The 19,910-nt window shown below is 69.8% G+C and carries 22 protein-coding genes; 6 read left to right on the top strand and 16 right to left on the bottom strand.

Translation table 11 applies throughout. The annotated features are described in order from the left end of the window. Positions 1-72: 72 nt before the first annotated feature. Positions 73-639 carry a 16S rRNA (guanine(966)-N(2))-methyltransferase RsmD gene (gene rsmD, locus QNO12_RS06855; protein WP_257502029.1) on the top strand — a complete coding sequence of 189 codons (567 nt, stop codon included), beginning with the start codon at positions 73-75 and terminating at the stop codon, positions 637-639. Between the two features lie 3 nt (positions 640-642). Here the strand turns inward: rsmD and thiL are convergent, their stop codons facing one another. Further along, on the bottom strand, positions 643-1,647 hold the full coding sequence (thiL, locus tag QNO12_RS06850; protein ID WP_257502028.1) for a thiamine-phosphate kinase: 1,005 nt from the start codon (positions 1,645-1,647) through the stop codon (positions 643-645). A gap of 32 nt (positions 1,648-1,679) precedes the next feature. Here thiL and QNO12_RS06845 point away from each other — a divergent pair, with 32 nt between their 5' ends. Continuing rightward, a complete protein-coding gene (locus QNO12_RS06845; RefSeq protein ID WP_257502027.1) occupies positions 1,680-2,153 on the top strand; it encodes a DUF3515 family protein in 474 nt (157 codons plus the stop codon). A gap of 24 nt (positions 2,154-2,177) precedes the next feature. Here QNO12_RS06845 and QNO12_RS06840 read toward each other — a convergent pair whose 3' ends face one another. From QNO12_RS06840 to QNO12_RS06805, 8 genes are all read right to left on the bottom strand, one after another. Beyond that, complete coding sequence (locus QNO12_RS06840; RefSeq protein WP_257502026.1) at positions 2,178-3,272, bottom strand: D-alanine--D-alanine ligase family protein; 1,095 nt, start codon at positions 3,270-3,272, stop codon at positions 2,178-2,180. Further along, on the bottom strand, positions 3,172-4,308 hold the full coding sequence (locus tag QNO12_RS06835; protein ID WP_257502025.1) for an NAD(P)H-dependent glycerol-3-phosphate dehydrogenase: 1,137 nt from the start codon (positions 4,306-4,308) through the stop codon (positions 3,172-3,174). The genes QNO12_RS06840 and QNO12_RS06835 overlap by 101 nt, the downstream gene beginning before the upstream one ends. After that, a complete protein-coding gene (locus QNO12_RS06830; RefSeq protein WP_257502024.1) occupies positions 4,298-5,068 on the bottom strand; it encodes a lysophospholipid acyltransferase family protein in 771 nt (256 codons plus the stop codon). The genes QNO12_RS06835 and QNO12_RS06830 overlap by 11 nt, the downstream gene beginning before the upstream one ends. Before the next feature lie 3 nt (positions 5,069-5,071). Then, positions 5,072-6,442, bottom strand: a complete 1,371-nt coding sequence (gene murA, locus QNO12_RS06825; protein ID WP_257502023.1) for a UDP-N-acetylglucosamine 1-carboxyvinyltransferase — start codon at positions 6,440-6,442, stop codon at positions 5,072-5,074. 92 nt (positions 6,443-6,534) lie between these two features. Beyond that, positions 6,535-7,131: a 3-isopropylmalate dehydratase small subunit gene (gene leuD / locus QNO12_RS06820; protein ID WP_257502022.1), complete on the bottom strand. Its 597-nt coding sequence runs from the start codon at positions 7,129-7,131 to the stop codon at positions 6,535-6,537. Position 7,132: 1 nt separating this feature from the next. Next, positions 7,133-8,653: a 3-isopropylmalate dehydratase large subunit gene (gene leuC, locus QNO12_RS06815; protein ID WP_257502021.1), complete on the bottom strand. Its 1,521-nt coding sequence runs from the start codon at positions 8,651-8,653 to the stop codon at positions 7,133-7,135. Between the two features lie 170 nt (positions 8,654-8,823). Beyond that, a complete protein-coding gene (locus QNO12_RS06810; RefSeq protein WP_257502020.1) occupies positions 8,824-9,903 on the bottom strand; it encodes a fatty acid desaturase family protein in 1,080 nt (359 codons plus the stop codon). Positions 9,904-9,994: 91 nt separating this feature from the next. Continuing rightward, entirely contained in the window at positions 9,995-11,071 is a 1,077-nt protein-coding gene (locus QNO12_RS06805) for a TerC family protein (protein ID WP_257502019.1), read from the bottom strand. A 281-nt stretch (positions 11,072-11,352) separates the two neighbouring features. Between QNO12_RS06805 and QNO12_RS06800 the strand changes: the two genes are divergently transcribed. Genes QNO12_RS06800 through QNO12_RS06790 form a run of 3 tightly spaced genes read left to right on the top strand, consistent with a single transcriptional unit; the run spans position 11,353 to position 14,129 of the window. After that, on the top strand, positions 11,353-11,910 hold the full coding sequence (locus QNO12_RS06800; RefSeq protein ID WP_257502018.1) for an RNA polymerase sigma factor: 558 nt from the start codon (positions 11,353-11,355) through the stop codon (positions 11,908-11,910). Continuing rightward, the gene (locus QNO12_RS06795; protein ID WP_257502017.1) at positions 11,907-13,082 is read left to right on the top strand and encodes a DUF4349 domain-containing protein; all 1,176 of its coding nucleotides are present in this window, start codon (positions 11,907-11,909) and stop codon (positions 13,080-13,082) included. Before QNO12_RS06800 ends, QNO12_RS06795 begins: the two co-directional genes overlap by 4 nt. Positions 13,083-13,133: 51 nt before the next feature. After that, positions 13,134-14,129, top strand: a complete 996-nt coding sequence (locus tag QNO12_RS06790; protein ID WP_257502016.1) for a 1-phosphofructokinase family hexose kinase — start codon at positions 13,134-13,136, stop codon at positions 14,127-14,129. Between the two features lie 26 nt (positions 14,130-14,155). Here the strand turns inward: QNO12_RS06790 and QNO12_RS06785 are convergent, their stop codons facing one another. Next, on the bottom strand, positions 14,156-14,737 hold the full coding sequence (locus QNO12_RS06785) for a DnaJ family domain-containing protein (RefSeq protein ID WP_257502015.1): 582 nt from the start codon (positions 14,735-14,737) through the stop codon (positions 14,156-14,158). 67 nt (positions 14,738-14,804) lie between these two features. Continuing rightward, positions 14,805-15,758: an aldo/keto reductase gene (locus QNO12_RS06780; RefSeq protein WP_257502014.1), complete on the bottom strand. Its 954-nt coding sequence runs from the start codon at positions 15,756-15,758 to the stop codon at positions 14,805-14,807. 117 nt (positions 15,759-15,875) lie between these two features. Here QNO12_RS06780 and QNO12_RS06775 point away from each other — a divergent pair, with 117 nt between their 5' ends. Continuing rightward, positions 15,876-16,925 carry an LLM class flavin-dependent oxidoreductase gene (locus QNO12_RS06775; protein WP_257502012.1) on the top strand — a complete coding sequence of 350 codons (1,050 nt, stop codon included), beginning with the start codon at positions 15,876-15,878 and terminating at the stop codon, positions 16,923-16,925. 22 nt (positions 16,926-16,947) lie between these two features. Here QNO12_RS06775 and QNO12_RS06770 read toward each other — a convergent pair whose 3' ends face one another. From QNO12_RS06770 to QNO12_RS06750, 5 genes are all read right to left on the bottom strand, one after another. Continuing rightward, a complete protein-coding gene (locus QNO12_RS06770; RefSeq protein WP_257502011.1) occupies positions 16,948-17,973 on the bottom strand; it encodes an NAD(P)-dependent alcohol dehydrogenase in 1,026 nt (341 codons plus the stop codon). Continuing rightward, positions 17,970-18,194: a helix-turn-helix transcriptional regulator gene (locus tag QNO12_RS06765; RefSeq protein ID WP_257502010.1), complete on the bottom strand. Its 225-nt coding sequence runs from the start codon at positions 18,192-18,194 to the stop codon at positions 17,970-17,972. Before QNO12_RS06765 ends, QNO12_RS06770 begins: the two co-directional genes overlap by 4 nt. Beyond that, entirely contained in the window at positions 18,194-18,628 is a 435-nt protein-coding gene (locus QNO12_RS06760) for a hypothetical protein (RefSeq protein ID WP_257502009.1), read from the bottom strand. Before QNO12_RS06760 ends, QNO12_RS06765 begins: the two co-directional genes overlap by 1 nt. Positions 18,629-18,746: 118 nt before the next feature. Next, positions 18,747-19,250: a bleomycin resistance protein gene (locus tag QNO12_RS06755; protein ID WP_374761020.1), complete on the bottom strand. Its 504-nt coding sequence runs from the start codon at positions 19,248-19,250 to the stop codon at positions 18,747-18,749. Between the two features lie 60 nt (positions 19,251-19,310). Further along, positions 19,311-19,910 carry a M15 family metallopeptidase gene (locus QNO12_RS06750; RefSeq protein ID WP_257502008.1) on the bottom strand — a complete coding sequence of 200 codons (600 nt, stop codon included), beginning with the start codon at positions 19,908-19,910 and terminating at the stop codon, positions 19,311-19,313.

Below are 19,910 nucleotides of genomic sequence, written 5' to 3'. Positions count from 1 at the left end.
CAGGTGGGCTGGTGAACCTGAGCATAGGGGTCGCTCGCGCGTGCGCCCGGCCGGCGCGGCTATCGTGTTCGTGTGACACGGATCATCGCGGGACGCGCTGGGTCGATTCCGCTCGATGTTCCCGATGCGGGCACCCGCCCGACCAGCGACCGCGTCCGCGAGTCGCTGTTCGGCGCGTTGGAGTCGGCGGACGCGCTGCGCGGCGCGGCGGTGCTGGACCTGTACGCGGGCTCCGGAGCGCTGGGCCTGGAGGCGATCAGCCGGGGCGCGGCATCCGCAGATCTGGTCGAGAAGTCGCCGCGCGCCGCCGTGATCGTGGAGCGCAACGCGGCCAAGGTCGCCCGCTCGGTGGGACGGGATGCCGCGATCCGCGTGCATCGCGGCACCGTGTCCGCGTTTCTGGGCGGCCGGCGTGGTCCGTTCGACCTGGTGTTCATCGATCCGCCTTACGACCTCCGCGAGAGCGAGTTGACCGAGTCCCTCGCGCTGCTGGTCCCCGCACTGGCCGAGGACGCATGGGTCATCGTCGAGCGGGCCGCTCGTTCGCCCCGGCCGACGCTGCCGGCCGGGCTTCAGCACGTCCGCGACAAGAGGTACGGAGACACCGTGCTGTGGTGGATCGGCTCGGCGAACGGCTAGCGCTCACCCTCCGTGCGCGTCCCAATCCCGGTACGGATCCCATCCGCCCGGCCCGGCGTAGGCGGAGCCGTCGATGAGCAGCGGCGCAGCGGAGGCGTCTGGGACGGGCTCCAGTACGCGGCCGATGGGGCGGAACGGCCCCAGGTCGGCGCCGGCCGGGAACGTCGCGAGCAGGGCGTGGTCCTCGCCGCCCTCCAGCGCTCCGGCCACGTCCGCACCGAGCGCGGAGCTGCGGATCTCCAGGACGACGCCGGAGGCCCTCGCCATCCGCGTCGCATCCAGGGCCAGACCGTCGGAGACGTCCATCATCGCGGTCGCCCCTGCCGCGGCGGCCAGGACGCCGTCTGCGATGGGCGGGCGCGGCTGCAGCTGGCGGGCCACGGCCTCCGCGTCGGAGGCCGACAACGCCGCGGCATCCACGGCGATCGGGTCCCCGAGGCCGTCGGTGAACCGGCGGAACAGGACATCCAGACCGCGCCTGGCGACTCCGAGATCGCCGCGGACGGCGATGACGTCCCCGGGACGTGCACCGGAGCGGAGCACCGGTGGCCGGTTCTCCAGCGCGCCGAGCGCGGTGACGGCGATCAGCAGCGTCGGGGACACCGTGAGGTCGCCGCCGACGATTTCGCAGCCCGGCGCGAGAGCCTCGCACGCGGCACGCAGGCCGTCCGCGAACTGCTCCACGAACGACAGCCGGGTATCGCCGGGCATGGCCAGCGCAACCAGCAGCGCGGTCGGCCGCGCACCCATCGCGGCGATGTCGGCGAGGTTGACCGCCGCGGCCTTCCAGCCGAGGTCGTAGCCGGTGGACCAGGCCAGCCGGAAGTCGGGTCCGTGCACCAGCGTGTCGGTGGTCGCGACCACCCGGCCGTCCGGGGCGGCGAGCACGGCCGCATCGTCACCGGGTCCGACCAGCACCGAGGTGGGACCGAGCCGCGCCAGGATGGCACGGAGGATGTCGCCTTCGGACAGGTCTCGCACGGTCGGTTCGGCGGAAGGCGCGGTCACCCTCCCACGGTAGCGCTGGGTAGCCTGGAGTGATGTCCCGCCGACCCGCCGCCGCTTCCGCCGTCCTGCTCATCGCGGGCGTCCTGGCGCTGTCCGGGTGCACCTCGACGGTGTCGCTGCAGCCCGCCGCGGACGCGGACGAACCGGCCTGCGCAGACGTCACCGTGCGGCTTCCTGCACTGGTGGACGGCGAAGAGCGGCGCTGGACCGACGCCCAGGCGACCGGGGCCTGGGGGGATCCGGCATCCGTCATCCTGACCTGCGGCGTGACCCCGCCCGGTCCGACGACACTGCCCTGCCAGAGCGTGAACGGCGTCGACTGGATCATCGATGAATCCGAGGCACCGCGTTATCGGGTCACCACGTTCGGCCGCACGCCCGCCGTCGAGGTGTATCTGGACAACGACCTGGTCTCCAGTGCCGCGGTGCTGGACACGCTCTCGCGTGTCGTCTCGGTCCTGCCCGCCGACGGTTCGGCCTGCACGGATGCCGGGACCACGCCCTAGCAGCCGGTTCCCCGGGATTCGGGGTTACTGCGCAGGACGATCCAGGGCCGTGTCGATCAGCTCGGAGATCAGCTCCGCATAGGTCATGCCCGAGGCGATCCAGCACTTCGGGAACATCGAGATGGGCGTGAACCCGGGCATCGTGTTCAGCTCGTTGACGTAGAGGGCGTCGGCGGTGAGGAAGAAGTCCACGCGCGCCAGCCCGCGGCCGTCCACGGCGTGGAACGCGCGGATGCCGAGATCCTGCACCGCGGCGATCTCGGCGTCGCTGAGATCGGCCGGGCACACCACATCGGCCCCATCGCCCCCGAGGTATTTGCCCTCGAAGTCGTAGAACTCCCGCGTCGTCAGCACGATCTCGCCGGGCAGGGACGCGCGTGCGCCCGCTCCCCCGCGGCCCTCCAGGATGGCCACCTCGACCTCGCGTCCGACGATGGCCGCCTCGATCAGCACCTTCTCGTCCTCGGCGAAGGCCAGCACCAGCGCCGCCTCGAGCTCTCCGGCGTCGGACACCTTCGACACGCCGACGCTCGATCCGCCGCGCGCGGGCTTGACGAACACCGGCAGGCCCAGCGCCGCGGCATCCGCGCGCACACGCGTCTCGTCGCGTTCCCAGCCGGCCCGCGTGACCGTGACCCACGGCGCGACCGGCACGCCGGCGGCCTGCAGGACGACCTTCATGAAGTGCTTGTCCATGCACAGCGCTGAATCCAGGACACCGCCGCCCGCGTACGGGATGCCGAGCATGTCGAGGAATCCCTGCACGGTGCCGTCCTCGCCGTGCACGCCGTGCAGGATCGGCAGCACCACATCCACGGCGCCGAGCTCGTCCACGGCGCCGTCCGCACGCCGCACCCGCAGCGATCGGTCGCCGCCGCCCTCCGGCCACAGGATGCGGGTGCCGTTGTCGACCACTTCGGGAAGCCGGTCGGCGTCCAGCGCGAACTTGTCGGGGTCGTCGTCCTCAAGGACGAACACGCCCTCGCGGGTGATCCCCACCGGGATCACCCGGTAGAGGTCACGACTGATCGCGTGAAGGACGCCGCCCGCTGTTGCGGAACTGATCGAGTGTTCGCTGGAGCGACCTCCAAAGAGCACCACCACCGCCGGCCTGTCCATTCTGCGTCCTCTCGCCCTGGGGCTGATCCTCGTCCGTCGTGAGATGCGGTGCGATCTCACGGGGATTCATCGTTCCATCCAGCACCCTCTTGACCTGCTCCGCGATCGGCATCTGGATGCCGGACTCGCGGGCCAGCTGGAGTATGGGTGCGACCGAAGCGAGCCCTTCGGCAGTCTGGTCCATCTGCTTGACGACGTCCTGGAAGCTGTAGCCCTGCCCCAGCAGCCGCCCGGCGGTGTTGTTGCGGCTGAGCGGCGACTGGCACGTCGCGATCAGGTCGCCCAGGCCGGCGAGGCCCTGCAGCGTCTCCACCTGGGCCCCCTGAGCGACCGCGAAGTCGGTCATCTCCACCAGTCCGCGCGTGATGATCGAGGCCTTGGTGTTCTCGCCGTACCCCACGCCGTCCACGATGCCGATCGCCACCGCGATCAGGTTCTTCAGCACGCCGCCGAACTCCGTGCCGATGACGTCGGTGTTCACGAAGGTGCGGAAGTAGCGGTTACGGGCGCGGCGGGCCACAGCATCCGCGGTCTCCTGGCTGGTCGAGGAGATGACCGCCGCGGTGGGCTGTTCACGCGCGATCTCGAGCGCCAGGTTGGGCCCGGAGGCCACCGCGATGCGCGCGGGGTCGCAGTGCAGCTCCTGCTCGATGACCTGGCTCATCCGCAGTCCGCTGCGCCGCTCCACGCCCTTCATGAGCGACACGATCGGCGCATCCGTGCTGGTCACCAGCGCGCGTACGGCTTTCAGATTCTGCCGCAGTGCCTGGCTGGGTATGGACAGATACACCTGCGTGGCGCCCTCGAGCGCCTCGGACAGGTGGTGCGTGGCGGACATCTCGCGCGGAAGGTTGATTCCGGGCAGGTACTGGCTGTTGCGCTTGGCCTCGTTGATCTCGTGCGCCAACTCCGGACGACGCGCCCACATCGTCACGTGGGCACCGCCGTCGGCGAGTACTTTGCCGAACGTCGTGCCCCAGCTGCCGGCGCCGATCACTGCGACGCGGGGCAGCCCGGCATCCTGCCTACGACTCAAGGCGACCCGTCTCCCTCTGCCCGTGCTCGGCAGGATTCCAGCGCTTGGCCGGCGCGGGCTCGCCGCGCAGCTGTGACTGCAGCGCGGCGATGGCGTTCATCAGCCGGTCGGTCGCGGCGGTCAGCACAGCAGGCTGGGCCGGCGCCGCGGCCAAGTCGGACAGGTCGACGGGGTCGCCGATGATCACGCGGACCCGGCGGCGCAGTGGCCAGAGGCTGAGCTTCCCGTAGCGCGGCAGGATCTCCTGCGCTCCCCAGTGGGCCATCGGGATCAGCGGGATGCCGTCGGCCAGGGCCAGGCGGGCCGCGCCGGTCTTGCCGCGCATGGGCCACAGGTCCGGGTCGCGCGTGAGGGTGCCTTCGGGGTAGACGATGACGCCTGCGCCGTTGCCCACCAGCTGCTCGGAGGCCGCGATGGTCGCACGTGCGGCCGCCGCCGACGAGGAGCGTGCCACCGGGACCATGCCCGTGGCACGCAAAGCCCACCCGAGGACGGGAACCTTGAACAGGCTCTCCTTGACCATGAAGCGGGGACCGCGACCCAGCCGCCAGACCGCGACCGCGACGATCAGCGGGTCGAACTCCGTCGAATGACTCGGGGCGAGCACGTAAGGGCCCTGGCGCGGCAGTTTGTGGCCGTCGATGATCTCGATCCGCGCCAGAAGGCTGACCAGCGGAACCACGATGGCCGACAGCGGCCAGAACACGCTGGGTCGCGACGCCTCCGTGGACGTGCGCGACCTGGGCGAGGAGGGTGTCACGCGCTATCCGATGACGTCGAAGTCAGCGCCGAGGGCGTCGAGCTTGAGGAACAGCTTCTCGTACCCGCGGCGGATGATCCCGACGTTGCGCACCACCGACTCGCCCTCCGCGGCCAGCGCCGCGATCAGATAGCTGTATCCGCCGCGCAGATCCGGCACGATCACGTCTGCGCCGTGCAGCGGCGTGGGACCGGTGATGACGGCGGCCTGCTCGAGTGCTCGACGGGGCACGCGCCGGTCGGGGCTGTCGATCCCCTCCGGATGCACCACGATGTCGGCGCCCATCTGCACCAGCGCCTCGGTGAAGCCGAGGCGGTTCTCGTACACGGTCTCGTGGACCACAGAGCGTCCCTCGGCCTGGGTGAGGGCGACGATCAGCGGCTGCTGCCAGTCCGTCATGAACCCGGGGTGCACGTCCGTCTCGACCATGACGGGCTTGAGCGGTCCGCCGCGGCGGAAGCGGATCCCGTCCTCGTGGACGTCGAACTCGCCACCGGCCTTGCGGTAGACGTTCAGGAACGTGAGCATCTCCTGCTGCTTGGCTCCGCCGACGAAGATGTCGCCGTCGGTGGCCAGCGCCGCGCAGGCCCACGAGGCGGCTTCGTTCCGGTCGAAGATGCAGCGGTGGTCGTACCCGCGCAGCGTATCGACCCCTTCGATCAGGATGACGCGGTTGGGCTCATACGAGATGATCGCGCCCATCTTCTGCAGCACGGCGATGAGGTCCATGATCTCGGGCTCGATCGCCGCACCGCGCAGTTCGGTCACGCCTTTGGCCTTCACCGCGGTCAACAGGACCTGCTCGGTGGCACCGACGCTCGGATACGGCAGCGAGATCTTCGCTCCGGTCAGCCCGTTCGGTGCCGTGATGCGGATGCCCTCGTACGTCTTGTCGACGATGGCGCCGAACGCGCGCAGCGCGTCCATGTGGAAGTTGATGGGCCGATCCCCGATGCGGCAGCCGCCCAGGTCCGGGATCAGCGCTTCGCCGAGCAGGTGCAGCAGCGGCCCGCAGAACAGGATCGGGATCCGGGATGCTCCGGCGTGAGCGTCGATCTCCTCGAAGTGTGCAGACACGGCGCCGCTCGGGTCGAAGACCAGCGAGCCCTCCTCGTCACCGTCCACGACGGTCACGCCGTGCACTTCGAGAAGGGATCGGACGACCTGAACGTCGCTGATGTCGGGGACGTCACGCAGCACGCTCGTGGTCTCACCGAGTAGGGCTGCCACCATCGCCTTGGTCGCCAGGTTCTTCGCGCCCTTCACCTCCACACGTCCGCTGAGTGGGCGGCCGCCGCGGATGGCGAGCGTCTCACCGGGCAACTCCTGCTCCCCCGCCTTCGATTCTGCTGCGTCGCCTAGGAGCGTCTTCATCCGGTGGAACCTCACTTGTGTCTTCGAGGGAACAGCTGCCGACGATCCACCCTTGTGGGGCGGGCCGTCCAAGCCTTCGGGACCGTCTGAACTCAAGGAACAGGCAGTGTCCTGGGGCGCCACGCCTCTCGGCGAGCCTCGAACTGCGCGATCTTGTCTTCATTGCGCAGCGTGAGCCCGATGTCGTCGAGCCCTTCGAGAAGCCGCCACCTAGTGTAATCATCGATGTCGAAAGGAACCCGGAGATCACCGATCGACGCCTCGCGCGCCTGCAGGTCGACGGTCATCCGGATGCCGGGCTCGGCGTCGATCGCCGCCCAGATCCGCTCGAGGTCAGGCTCGGTGATGACCCCGGTCAGCAGGCCCTGCTTGCCCGCGTTGCCGCGGAAGATGTCGGCGAACTTGGGGCTCAGCACGACGTGGAAGCCGAAGTCGCGCAGCGCCCAGACCGCGTGCTCGCGGCTGGATCCGGTGCCGAAGTCGGGACCGGCCACCAGCACGCTGGCGCCCTGGAAAACCGGCTGGTTGAGCACGAAGTCGGGGTCCTGTCGCCAGGCCGCGAACAGCGCATCCTCGAAGCCGGTCTTGGTCACGCGCTTCAGGTACACCGCGGGGATGATCTGGTCCGTGTCGACGTTCGCGCGCTTCAGCGGCGCGGCGATGCCGGTGTGGGTGATGAACTTCTCCATGTCAGGCCTCTCCACCCGTCCGGTCGAGAACTCCGCCGGCGGCGGTCAGCGCCGGTTCGACGCTGTCGTAGATCGGGGTCTCCTCCAGATCGCTGGGGCTGGAGAGCGTTCCGCGCACGGCGGTAGCGGCGGCGACCAGCGGGGACACGAGGTGGGTGCGCCCACCCTTGCCCTGGCGGCCCTCGAAGTTGCGGTTGCTTGTGGACGCGCAGCGCTCGCCCGGGGCCAGCTGATCGGGGTTCATGCCCAGACACATGGAGCATCCCGCGAACCGCCACTCGGCCCCGAACTCGGTGAAGACCTTGTCCAGGCCCTCGGCTTCGGCCTCCAGTCGCACGCGCGCAGAACCCGGGACGACCATCACCCGCACGCCCTCCGCCTTCGTACGGCCGCGGATGATCGAGGCGAACGCGCGCAGGTCTTCGATGCGGCTGTTGGTGCAGGAGCCCATGAAGACCGCGTCGACCGGGACGTCCTTCAGCCGGGTGCCGGGGGTGAGCGCCATGTACTCGAGCGCGCGCTCTGCGGAGGCCCGGTCGTTGGGGTCGTCGTAGTCGGCGGGGTCGGGGACCACATCGCTCAGCGAGACGCCCTGACCGGGGTTGGTCCCCCACGTCACGAACGGCTCCAGCTCGTCGGCGTCCAGGTACACCTCGGCGTCGAAGACCGCGCCCTCGTCGGTGGGCAGGGTGCGCCAGTAGGCCACGGCATCCTCCCAGTCCTTGCCCTTCGGCGCGTGCGGACGACCTTCGAGATACGCGAACGTGGTCTCGTCAGGCGCGATCATGCCGGCGCGGGCGCCCGCCTCGATGGACATGTTGCAGATCGTCATCCGCCCCTCCATGGAGAGGGCGCGGATCGCGCTGCCGCGGTATTCCAGCACGTAGCCCTGGCCCCCGCCGGTGCCGATCTTGGCGATCACGGCCAAGATGATGTCCTTCGCGGTGACCCCCGTCTTGAGCGTGCCCTCGACGGTGATGGCCATGGTCTTGAAGGGCTTCAGCGGCAGGGTCTGGGTCGCCATGACGTGTTCGACTTCGCTCGTGCCGATGCCCAGCGCCATCGCACCGAACGCGCCGTGCGTGGAAGTGTGCGAGTCGCCGCAGACGACCGTGATGCCGGGCATCGTCAGTCCGAGCTGCGGGCCGACGACGTGCACGATGCCCTGTTCCTTGTCGCCCAGCGAGTGCAGGCGCACGCCGAATTCCTCGGCGTTGCGGCGCAGCGTCTCGATCTGGGTGCGGCTGGTCAGGTCGGCGATCGGCTTGTCGATGTCCAGCGTGGGGGTGTTGTGGTCCTCGGTCGCGATGGTCAGGTCCAGCCGTCGCAGCGGCCGCCCTTCCGCACGCAGGCCATCGAAGGCCTGCGGACTGGTGACCTCGTGCACCAGGTGCAGGTCGATGTAGATCAGATCGGGTTCGCCGTTCTCGCCCTTGACCACCAGGTGGTCGTCCCACACCTTCTCGGCGAGGGTACGCGGCGAATCGGGTATGGCGGACTCGTCGGTCGAAGCAAAGCTCATGGTCTGTCGTTCTCCAAAGAAGGCGGGTCGAGGCCGTGACGAACTCCGCGGCGAGGAAGGCCCGAGAACTAGGACTCGCCGCGGCTGCTAAGGAGAAGAAGTGCCAGCCGCATCGAGCCAGAATACCACCGGCCCCGAAGCACCCGACGCCGTGGCGTGCAGACGCGCGGTCAGATCGCCCGGCGCTGCTCGATCAGCGGGCACGCGAACGGGTCCCGCTCTCCCAGTCCGACCCGGTTGATGTACCGGATCACGATCCCGTAGGACTCCAGCAGCCCGGTGACGGTGTAGGGCACCCCCTGACGGGCGCAGTACTCGCGGACGATCGGGGCGACGCGGCGCAGGTGCGGACGCGGCATCGAGGGGAACAGATGGTGTTCGATCTGGTAGTTCAGGCCCCCCATGGCCACATCCAGCGCCCAGGTGCCGCGGACGTTCCGGCTCATCAGCACCTGCCGGGTGAGGAAGTCCAGTTTCGCGTCCTTCGGCACGAGCGGCATGCCCTTGTGGTTGGGCGCGAACACCATCCCCATGTACACCCCGAACAGACCGAGCTGGACCCCGAGGAAGGCGAACGCGATGCCGGGCGAGAGCACCAGGAAGACAAGGGTCACGAACCCCACCAGGCGCAGGGTGATGAACGAGATCTCCACCCAACGCCGCTCCAGCTTCTCCTTGGAGAGGATGCGGCGCACTCCGGAGGCGTGCAGGGACAGACCCTCCAGCAGGAGGATCGGGAAGAAGAACAGCCCCTGGTGCGCCACCAGCCACTGCGCGACCGGTGGTCGAGGGGCGCGCGCCTGCTCCGAAGTGAACGCGATCACGGGCAGGTCGATATCCGGGTCGACGTCGATCTTGTTGGGGTTGGCGTGGTGGCGGTTGTGCTTGTGTCTCCACCAGCCATAGCTCATTCCGACGAAGAAGTCGCCGAGGATGAGGCTGGTCCAGTCGTTCCACTTCCCCGAGACGAAGATCTGTCGATGCGCGGCGTCGTGGCCGAGCATGGCGACCTGCGTGAACAGCACCGCGAACCCAGCGGCGGTGAACAGCTGCCACCACGTGTCGCCGATCAGGATGAAGGCGAGCACGGCGGCGGCCGTCACGAGCGGGACGGCGAGCAGCTTCGTCCAGTAGTAGCCGTAGCGGCGTCTCATCAGACCCGACGCGCGCACGGTCGCGGCGAGCTCGGTGAAGTCACTGCCTGTGGAAGCCGGGGTCCGGGGCTTGGTGGAGATTATGCCTGGGGACATAACGACCTCCTTAGGTCGTTGCTCGGCGGACACAGACTCGCCCGCTCTGCCCCGAAGCTACGCGCCGAAGCTGAACGACTCCCAGCTTGGGCTAGAGCTGGCCCTCGCCCGGGGCGGGCTGATCGACCGTCGGGGGCGTGCCCTTCTCCTCGGCGACCACCGCGGCCGCAGCGTCCCGCCCCGTAGCCCTCTTGTCCCGCGAGGAGGCGATCAGGCTCGCGATGGTCGCCACCGCCATCGAGAGCACGATCACGCCGAGCGACATCCAGGTGGAGATCTCCGGCGCCCACTCGATGTGCTCACCGCCGTTGATGAACGGCAGCTCGTTCACGTGCATGGCGTGGAAGACCAGCTTCAGGCCGATGAAGGCGAGGATGAACGCGATGCCGTAGTGCAGGTAGCGCAGCCGGTCCAGCAGGTCGCCGAGCAGGAAGTAGAGCTGTCGCAGGCCCATCAGGGCGAAGATGTTCGCGGTGAAGACGATGAACGGGCTGGTCGTGATGCCGAAGATCGCCGGGATCGAGTCGATGGCGAAGAGGAGATCGGTCACGCCGATCGCGACGAAGACGATCAGCATCGGCGTGAACATCTTCTTGCCGTCTACGACGGTGCGCAGCTTCGCGCCGTCGTAGTGGTCGCTGATGTCGATCGTGCGGCGCAGCAGGCGGACGATGAAGTTCTCCTGCTTGACGTCCGAGTCGTGATCCCCCCCGGGAAACGCCTGCCGCCACGCCGTCCACACCAGGAAGGCGCCGAAGATGTAGAAGATCGGGCTGAAGTTCTCGATCACCGCCGCCCCGACCAGGATGAAGGCCCCCCGCAGGACCAGGGCGATGATGATGCCGACCATCAGGACTTCCTGCTGGTACCGCCGCGGAACGGCGAACTGGCCCATGATCAGCACGAACACGAACAGGTTGTCGATGGAGAGGCTGTACTCGGTGAGCCATCCCGCGACGAACTGCCCGGCGAACTCGCCCCCCGCGAACAACCACATCAGGCAGGCGAAGATGAGGGCGAGCACGACGTAGAACACGACCCACAGGGTGGACTCCCTGGTGGAGGGGATGTGCGGTCGCTTGAGGATCAGCAGCAGGTCGGCAGCGAGGATCAGCGTCAGCACGATCAGCGAGCCGACTTCGAACCAGACGGGGAGAACGAGGTCCAATGCAGGGCCTTTCCAGAGCAGGGGGCGGGGTCGGTCGAATCCCGAAAGTCTCTCCCCCGCGGCATCCGGTACGGAATGGCTGCGGTGCGTGCCCGGGGATGACCTCGACGGCTCCCGTGATGACGGACACGCGATGACGGGATACTCCCTCTCGCTCCGGCAACGATACAGCGTGGCGGATTCCTCCGAGGCATCTGAGACGATCCGTGCCCCCGCGACACTGTCCAGGTGAGAGACAATGAGGCTCCGCCGACGCGGGGCCGCCGGAGAAGGGATGAGGGATGCCGCAGCCGGCAGTCACGGATGACGCGGCCCTCGTGGCGCAGGCTGCGGGCGGAAGCGAGTACGCCTTCCGCGCGCTGTACCGCGCCTACGTCAGGCCGGTCTATTGGCTGGCCCATCGGCTGGTCGGCACCGCCACGGATGCCGAGGACGTCACGCAGGAGACGTTCCTGGTGGCGTGGCGCAAGCTGCCGGGACTGGAGCTGGCCGGCGACTCCCTGCTGCCGTGGCTGGTGACGGTGTGCCGCTTCCAGGCGGCGAACCGGATCCGCACGCTCACGCGCGACCGGGAGAACACCGCGGGCGCCGCCGATGACGCCATCGCGTCGCCGGTGAACATCGAGCAGCAGATCGTCGACCGGGAGTTCGCGGAGCGGATCCTGCGCGAGGTCGACTCGCTCGGCCTCCTCGACCGCGAGATCTTCCGCCTCTGCGCCACCGAGGGCTACGCGTACCAGGCGGCCGCCGAGCAGCTCGGCGTCGAACACGGCGTGGTCCGCAACCGTCTCTCCCGCATCCGCACGCGCCTGCGGACCGTCGCCAAGGAGAGCACATGAACACCGATCAGCGTTCCGTAGCGTCCGCACCGCCGCCCGAGCTGCCCGCCCTCGCCGAGGACCGCATCGACGAGATGGAGGATGCGCTGTTCGCCGACATCGCTCGCGAGCGGTCCGCTCGCCGGGCGGGCCGCAGCCGGGGATGGCTCATCGCCGCGGCCGCCGCGGCGGTCATCGTCGTGGCTGCGGTGATCGCTCCGAGCGTCGGCACGCTCGTGGGCGGTGCCGCCACGTACGAGTCCGCCGATGCGCCGGCGCCGCAGGTCCAGCCCGACCGGGGGGCGGCCGGGGTCGAGGCGGGTGAGGTGTCGGAGAGCACGAGCCTGAGCGACCTGGACGCCACGAAGCAGGCCGACGCCGCCGGCGGTCGCGACATCATCACCACGGCATCCGCCTCCGTCGAGGTGGAAGACATCGGCCGGGCCGCCGCGGCGATCGCGGATGCCGCGGAATCGCGCGACGGATACGTCGAGTCGATGAGCATCGGCCGGTCCGGACAGGTCCTCCCCGTCGAGCCCGGCGTCGTCTACGACTCGACCATGCCGTACCCGTACCCGTACCCGTCCGAGGGCGGATGGGTGACCGTGCGGGTTCCCGCGGAAGCGCTGCAGTCGCTGCTCGATCAGCTCTCCGGGGTGGGCGAGGTCACCGCGTCCACGGTCAACCGGCAGGACGTCACCGAGGCAACCCTCGACCTGGAGGCTCGCGTGGACGCGGCGCAGGCATCCGTGGACCGCCTCACCCAGCTGATGGCGCAGGCCGGCAACCTCACGGATCTGATCGCGGCCGAGTCCGCGCTGGCCGAGCGACAGGCGACGCTGGAGTCCTACCAGCAGCAGCTGAAGTACTACGACGACCAGGTCGCGCTCTCGACGCTGACCGTGACGCTGACCGAGCCCGCCGAGGCGGTCTCGGCCGATCCGGCAGGTTTCGGCGACGGCATCGCAGCCGGCTGGAACGGCCTGGTCGCCACGCTGAACGGCATCGTCCTGGCTCTGGGGTTCCTGATCCCCTGGATCGGGGTCCTCGTGGTCGCGGGGCTGATCGCGTGGGCGATCGTGGCGCTGGTGCGCCGCCGCCGGAGCCGTCGCGCCGTCGCGGCGAGCGCGGGCACCCCTGCGGAGCCGGCGGAGTCGGGGCGGTCGGCCGCGGAGCACGGCACGCCGGAATGACGCATCGCCCGACCCTCGTCGTGGGAGTCCGGCCGCTCCTACACTGAGGCCATGGCGGCATCGGCATCGGCCTCGGCCTCGGCACAGCATCCCTTTCCGCACGATCCGATCGTCACGGCGACGCCGAATCCGGCGCTCGATGTCAGCACGTCGGTGGACCGCGTGGTTGCCGAGCACAAGTTGAGGTGCGGCCCGACGCGGCTCGATCCCGGCGGTGGCGGCGTGAACGTCTCTCGCGTCGTGCGCAATCTGGGCGGCCGCTCGGTCGCGGTGTATGCGATCGGAGGTCCCGCCGGGCAGGCGTACCGCGACCTTCTGGAGCGTGAGGGCGTCGTGGGCCGAGCCGTGCGCATCGCCGCCGGCACGCGCGAGAGCTTCACCGTGGATGAGACCGCAACCGGTCAGCAGTTCCGGTTCGTGCTGCAGGGACCCCGGATGCGCGAGCCCGAGTGGCGTGCGTTCCTGACGGCCGTCGCCGACGACATGCCCGTGGGCGGGTACATCGTGCCCAGCGGGAGCCTGCCACCCGGTGCGCCCGAGGACCTCTACGCCCGGATCGCCCGTTTGGCCGGCGAGCGCGGCACCCGGTGCATCGTGGACAGCTCGGGAGCCGCGCTGCGCGCCGCTCTGGACGAGGGCGTGTACCTGATCAAGCCCAGTCGAGGCGAGCTCGGCGAGCTCGTCGGCGCGCAGCTCGAGGACGAGCAGAGCCTCCTGGGTGCCGCGCAGGAGCTCGTGGACGCCGGCGCGTGCGAGGTGGTCGCCCTCACTCTGGGAGCGGACGGCGCCCTGCTCGTCACGGCGGACGGGGCGCTGCGGCTGCCCACGCCGAAGGTGCGCGTGCAGAGCACGGTCGGCGCCGGCGATTCCTTTCTGGGCGCCTTCGTGCTGCGGCTCGCGCAGGGCCGCGACCTTCGCTCCGCGTTCCGCGCTGCGGTGGCAGCGGGCAGTGCCACGGCGATGCTGCCCGCGACCGAACTGTGCCGTCCCGAAGACGTGGCGACGCTCGAGGCAGGACTCGAGCCGATCCCGACGGAGAACTGGTGACGTTCGTCCTGGACGAGTGAACCGGACTACGCGCGTCCTCGCCTCCAGAAGCGCCGCCCGGCACGACGTCGCGTCGCGGACTCCGCCTCCGCCGCGACGCGCCGGGCCGCGGCATCCCGCCGGTCCCTCCAGTCGCGCACCCATTCGTCGATGTCCACCGTGGGCGTGACCACCGGTGGACCCCCCAGCAGCTGGCGGCGCGCCTCGATGACGCGGTGGTTGAAGTCCGCGAGGTGCTCGCGCACCCCGGACTCGGCGTGCAGGTCGTCCAGGCGCGCCGCCAGGGTCGCGTACTCGGTGCGCAGGGTCAGGGCGGGCGGCCCCAGCCCGGTCAGCCGCTCGCGCTCGATCTTGCGCTTGATCCACCAGTCCGGATCGTGGGACGCGCCCAATCCCGGGATGGGCTTGCCGGCGCCGGGAAGATCGTCGAAGTCGCCGCGGCGGATCGCCTGTTCTATGACGACGTTGACCGCAGCGGCTCGCTGCGCCTCGGTCATGATGGCGGATTCGCCGTCCGGCTCGTCCTCCTCAGGGGGGTCCTCCCCCCGTTCCAGAGCCTCCCTGCGCAGGCGGTACCGCATCGCGGCATCCCGGCTGTCGTGCGCCACGCTCACCTCCACGTGTACCAGTCCAGGCTAAACGCGCACGGCGCCGGTAGCACGCTTCCGTGCCGGATCAGGCAGCGACCGCGCTCCAGGTCGACACGCGGGTCAGTTCTGCGATCTCGTCGGCGCTCAGTTCCACGCGCGCGCCGTCGAGCAGATCGGCGACCTGCTCGACGCGCGAGGCGCTCGCGATCGGCGCGACCACGGTCGGCTGGACGCGCAGCCACGCCAGTGCGGTCGCCGAGATCGAGACGCCGTGTGCCGTGCCCACGCTCTCCAGAGTGTCGAGGATCTGCAGGCCCTGGGCGGTGGCGTACTTCGCTGCGCCCCTGGCGCGCGGGGATGCCTGGCCGGCGGCATCCGTGGACCGGTACTTTCCGGTGAGGAAGCCGCTGGCCAGCGCGGAATACGGCACCAGGCCGAGACCGAACTCCTCCGCCACGGGGACGATCGACTCCTCGACCGTGTTGCGGTGCACGAGGTTGTAGTGCGGCTGAACTGCGACGGGAACGGCGCTGCCGGTCGCCTCTGCGATGCCGATCCACTCCCTGATGCGGTCGGCGCTGAAGTTGGAGACGGCGGTGTAGCGGACCAGGCCGTCGGTGACGAGCCGCCCGAAGGCGGCGACCGTCTCCTCGAGCGGCACCGAGGGGTCGTCGTAGTGCGCGTAGTAGAGGTCGATCGTGTCCACGCCCAGTCGCTGGAGCGATGCCTCCGCCGCCGCGCGCACGTTCTGGGCCGAGAGCCCCGGGAAGTCGGGATGCTTGCTGACCTTGGTGGCCACCACGATGTCGGCGGGGCGACGTGAGGCGAGCCAGGCGCCGATGATCCTCTCGCTGTCCCCACCCGAGTTCCCGGGGACCCAGGCGCTGTAGCTGTCGGCGGTGTCGATGAAATCGCCGCCGCCCGCGGCGAAGGCGTCCAGGATCGCGAAGGAGGCGTCCCGATCGGCGGTCCAGCCGAAGACGTTGCCGCCGAGGGAGAGGGGAAGGATGTCCAGGGAGCTGTTTCCGATGCGCGTCATACAGAGCCGCAACGGGTGCGGTGCGCGCCTATTCCCGATTTCCGGGAGCCGGCGGCGCCGTCGCACGAGAATCTCATTCACCGGAATGGAGTCGTCGACGGTACCGTTGCATCCGACATGCAGCGATTCGGAACCCTCTCGTTCGGACACTACGGCCCTCTGGGTGGCGGGCGGATGCTCTCGGCCGGTGACTCGCTGAAGCAGGCCATCGACCTCGCGCAGGGCATGGATGACCTGGGGGTGAACGGCGCCTATTTCCGGGTGCATCACTTCGCACGGCAGCAGTCCTCCCCGATGCCGCTGCTCGCGGCGATCGCCGCCCGGACCGAGCGGATCGAGGTCGGCACAGGCGTCATCGACATGCGCTACGAGAACCCGCTGTATCTGGCCGAGGAGGCTGCGGCGGTCGACCTGATCAGCGACGGCCGGCTCGCGCTGGGCGTCAGTCGCGGCTCACCCGAGACGGTGGTGCGCGGGTACGAGGCATTCGGCTACACCGGGTCGACCGACCCGCGGGGCGCGGATCTGGCGCGCGAGCACTTCGCGACCTTCCTCCGCGCGGTCGAGGGCGCCGGACTGGCCGAACGGGACTCCACCAGTCCCTTCGGCGGTGGCACCGGCCTGCAGCGCATCGAGCCCCACTCGCCGGGTCTTCGCTCGCGAATCTGGTGGGGGGCGGGCAACAGCGAGTCCGCCGCGTGGGCGGGACGCGCCGGGGTCAACCTGATGTCCTCGACCCTGCTCACCGAGGCGAGCGGACAGCCCTTCGACCAGCTGCAGGCTCAGCAGATCGACACGTTCCGCGCCGCCTGGCGGGATGCCGGCCACCCCGGTGAGCCCCGGGTCTCGGTCAGTCGGAGCATCTTCCCGCTCACCACCGCCGAGGACGAGCTGTACTTCGGCGGACGCCAGGACGGCGACCAGATCGGCGTGATCGACGGCATCCGCTCCACCTTCGGCAAGACGTATGCGGCCGCACCGGACCTGCTGGTCGAGCAGCTGCTTCAGGATGCCGCGATCCGCAGCGCCGACACGCTCATGCTCACCATTCCCAGTCAGCTGGGGGTCGAGTTCAACCTGCGGGTCATCGAGACCTTCGCCACCCACGTGGCGCCGGCACTCGGCTGGACGCCCACGCACCAGGCCGCGCGGGAACTCGACGTGTGACACGTCACCTGAGCTGCGGCGCTCATATGCCCCGCACGACCACTTTGCCCACGGTGTGCGCCGCGTCGATGTGCGCCAGCGCGGCACGGGCGTGCGCCAGCGGCCACACGCGTTCGATGTGCGGTGTGATCTCGCCCGCGGCCGCCAGGCGGGCCAGTTCCGCCGTGATCTCCGGCTTCGCGGTCGCCACGAGCGGCCGCAGGCGGCGCGAACCGAACACGGACAGCACCATCGCGCGGGCGATCACCGCGAGCGGACCGATCACCGGGCGACTGCCGCCGCTGACGAGCACGACGGTGCCGCCAGGCACGACGAGGCGGCGCAGCTGCCGCAGCGGATGATCGCCGGCGATCACCACGACGGCGAAGGACGCCGCAGCGAGCTGCGAGAGGTCGGTGCGCCGGTGCTCGAGCGCGCTGCTCGCGCCGAGCGCCGTCACCATGGCAAGGGCACGCGGGCCCGCCAGCGCAGTGACCTCGGCTCCCCGCAGGGCCGCCAGCTGAACGGTGAAGTGCCCCACCCCGCCGCCGGCGCCGATGATCAGCACGCGTGCCCCGCGCGCCGCAGCATCGTCGATCCCGGCCAGCGCGAGCGCTTGCCAGGCTGTGCCGCCGGCCATCGGCAGCGTGGCCGCGACCACGTCGTCCAGGCCCTCGGGACGGCGCACGAGCCGTGCCGCGGGCACCACGACGAAGGGCGCGAGCCCGCCACCGGTGGTCTCGCCCAGCACAGCGTCGCCCACCTGCAGCGTCGTGACGGCGGCGCCTGCGCCCACGACGGTGCCGGCGATGTCGCGCCCCTGCACCGCGGCGCGGGGGCGGCGCAGCCCGAATGCCAGCCGGAGGATCAGCGGGTCTCCCCGCATGACGCGGGCGTCGGCTGAGTTCAGCCCGGTCGCATGGACGCGCACCAGCACCTCGTGCGGACCCGGCGAGGGAACGGGCACGTCTTCGGGTGCGACGGCATCGGCGTCGCCGTAGCGGTGCTGGCTCCACACGGTCATCGCGGTGGGCAGGGCGGTGGTCTCGGCGCTGGCGTGGGTGGTCATGAGGTCTCCTCCTCGGGGTAGCGGAATACCGTGTCCAGGGGCGTCCGGAACACGCGCGCGATCTGGAAGGCCAGCTCCAGGGTGGGCGAGTACTTGCCCTGCTCGATGGCGATGAGCGTCTGCCGCGTCACGCCGATGCGGCGGGCGAGTTCGGCCTGTGTGAGTCCCGCGGCTTCGCGCAGGGCCCGGATGTCGTTGACCACCTTGGTGGGCTTGACCATCAGTTCAGGCCCCGGCGGTAGGCGATCACCTGTGCGATGCCGCCGATGAACGCCGACAGCGCGAACCCGAAGAACATGGTGTTGGCGATCCAGAACCAGGATGCCTCGACGGCACACAGGGCGATCACGCCCAGTCCGGCGATGACCATGAAGGCCTGACCGACGCGGGAGCCCAGGCGCGCGATGTCGCGGTCGCGGAGGTCCGCCGCGCCCACCCCGTCGGGGTCGCGCACGCCGGCGATCATGCCCCACACGATGCTGAGGACGATCGAGCCGGCGATGCTGCCGACGATCGTCCAGAGCATCACCGGCCACCACTCCACGTCGGTCAGCGGGCCGCCGGCGGCCGCCCGCAGGACGACGATGACGTACACCGTCGCCGCCACGAACGTGGCGATCAGCTGCGACCACGTGTTGCGTTCTTGATAGACCATGGAGCCCTCCTCAGAGTGTCAAGAATCTTTGACACTCCGAGTATGGGATGCCGCGGCATCCATGTCAAGAATTTTTTACATCGTGGAGAATCCGCTAGCCGCCCGCGATGTCGGGCCGCTACCCGGGCTGATCGGTGTGCTCGATGAGGTGCAGCTGGGTTCCGTCCGGATCGATCAGGTACCCCGCCCGCTGCCCCCATTCCCGCAGCGCGACCGGGATCAGCCGAGGGATCCCGGTCACCTCCTCGGGCACTCCGCTCGCTCTGACGGCGGCGTAGAGCCCGTCCAGGTCTGCGATGCGGATGCTGGCCATGAACCAGCTGGAGTAGGGATCGTGCTCGGGTGCGAGGAAGAACTCCAGCTCGACCCCGCCGCGCCGAATGATCAGCCAGCCTCCGTCCCGGTAGGAGACTGCGAACCCGAAACCGCCGTAGAAGGCGACTGTCGTATCGAAGTCGCGTGCGGGCAGGTTGGGCACCGCGCGATCCGCGCTGTACGGACCTCGCGGCGGCGTGTGCCGGGTGAACTCGTCCAGCGGAGCGTGCCGGCCGTCCAGGGCGTCCCGCGCCGCGCGTACCTCGTCCGCTCCACCGGGTTCCTCGGTTGCGTCGTGGTGCGTCATGGGGCGAACCTACCCCGCTGGGTTTGCCGGATGAAGAGGGACCTCCGGTCGGATGCGGGCTCAGCCCGCGGCGTCCTCCTTCATCTGCGGGCATACCCCCCCGGGCTGGGTCGCCAGTTCGAAGTGCCAGCGCTCGTTGGCGTAGGTCTGGCAGATCCCGTACCGGGCGCCGTGCTCGATCAGCCAGAGCTGCGCATCGAGCGGCACGATGTCCACCGCGTCGCCGGTGACGTGGCTGGAGCGATCCGGAGTCGCGACGTACTGGCGCGCGATGGTCTCGCTCGCATAGAGCTGGATCGCATCGTCGAGCAGCCACTGCTGGTACTGCGGACTGCGCCACCCGCTGGTCACCTCGAAGGCCAGTCCTTCGGCCGCGGCATCCGTCTCGGCCTGGAGCAGCGCAGTGCGCAGGGCGCCGTCCAGACGCGCGACCGCCGGTACGTTCTCGTCGGCGAGCGTGACGATTTCGCCCTCGGCGATGAGTCCGTCCGCGGGCGCAGGGGCGAACGGAGTGATCGCCGCGGAGAACGTGGCGTGCACCATCACCGTCGCCAGCGCCGCGAGAAGCGCGGCGATACAGACGCCGAGGGCCAGGAGGGTGACCCTGCGGGCGCGGGTGGGCGGTCGGACGACGGACGCGGCTGCCAGTGATGTCTGCAT

Source organism: Microbacterium sp. zg-B185 (assembly GCF_030246885.1).
In the GTDB taxonomy this organism is placed as follows: domain Bacteria; phylum Actinomycetota; class Actinomycetes; order Actinomycetales; family Microbacteriaceae; genus Microbacterium.
Note: the sequence above shows the minus strand (reverse complement) of the source record. Positions and strands in the feature narration are given on the sequence as shown.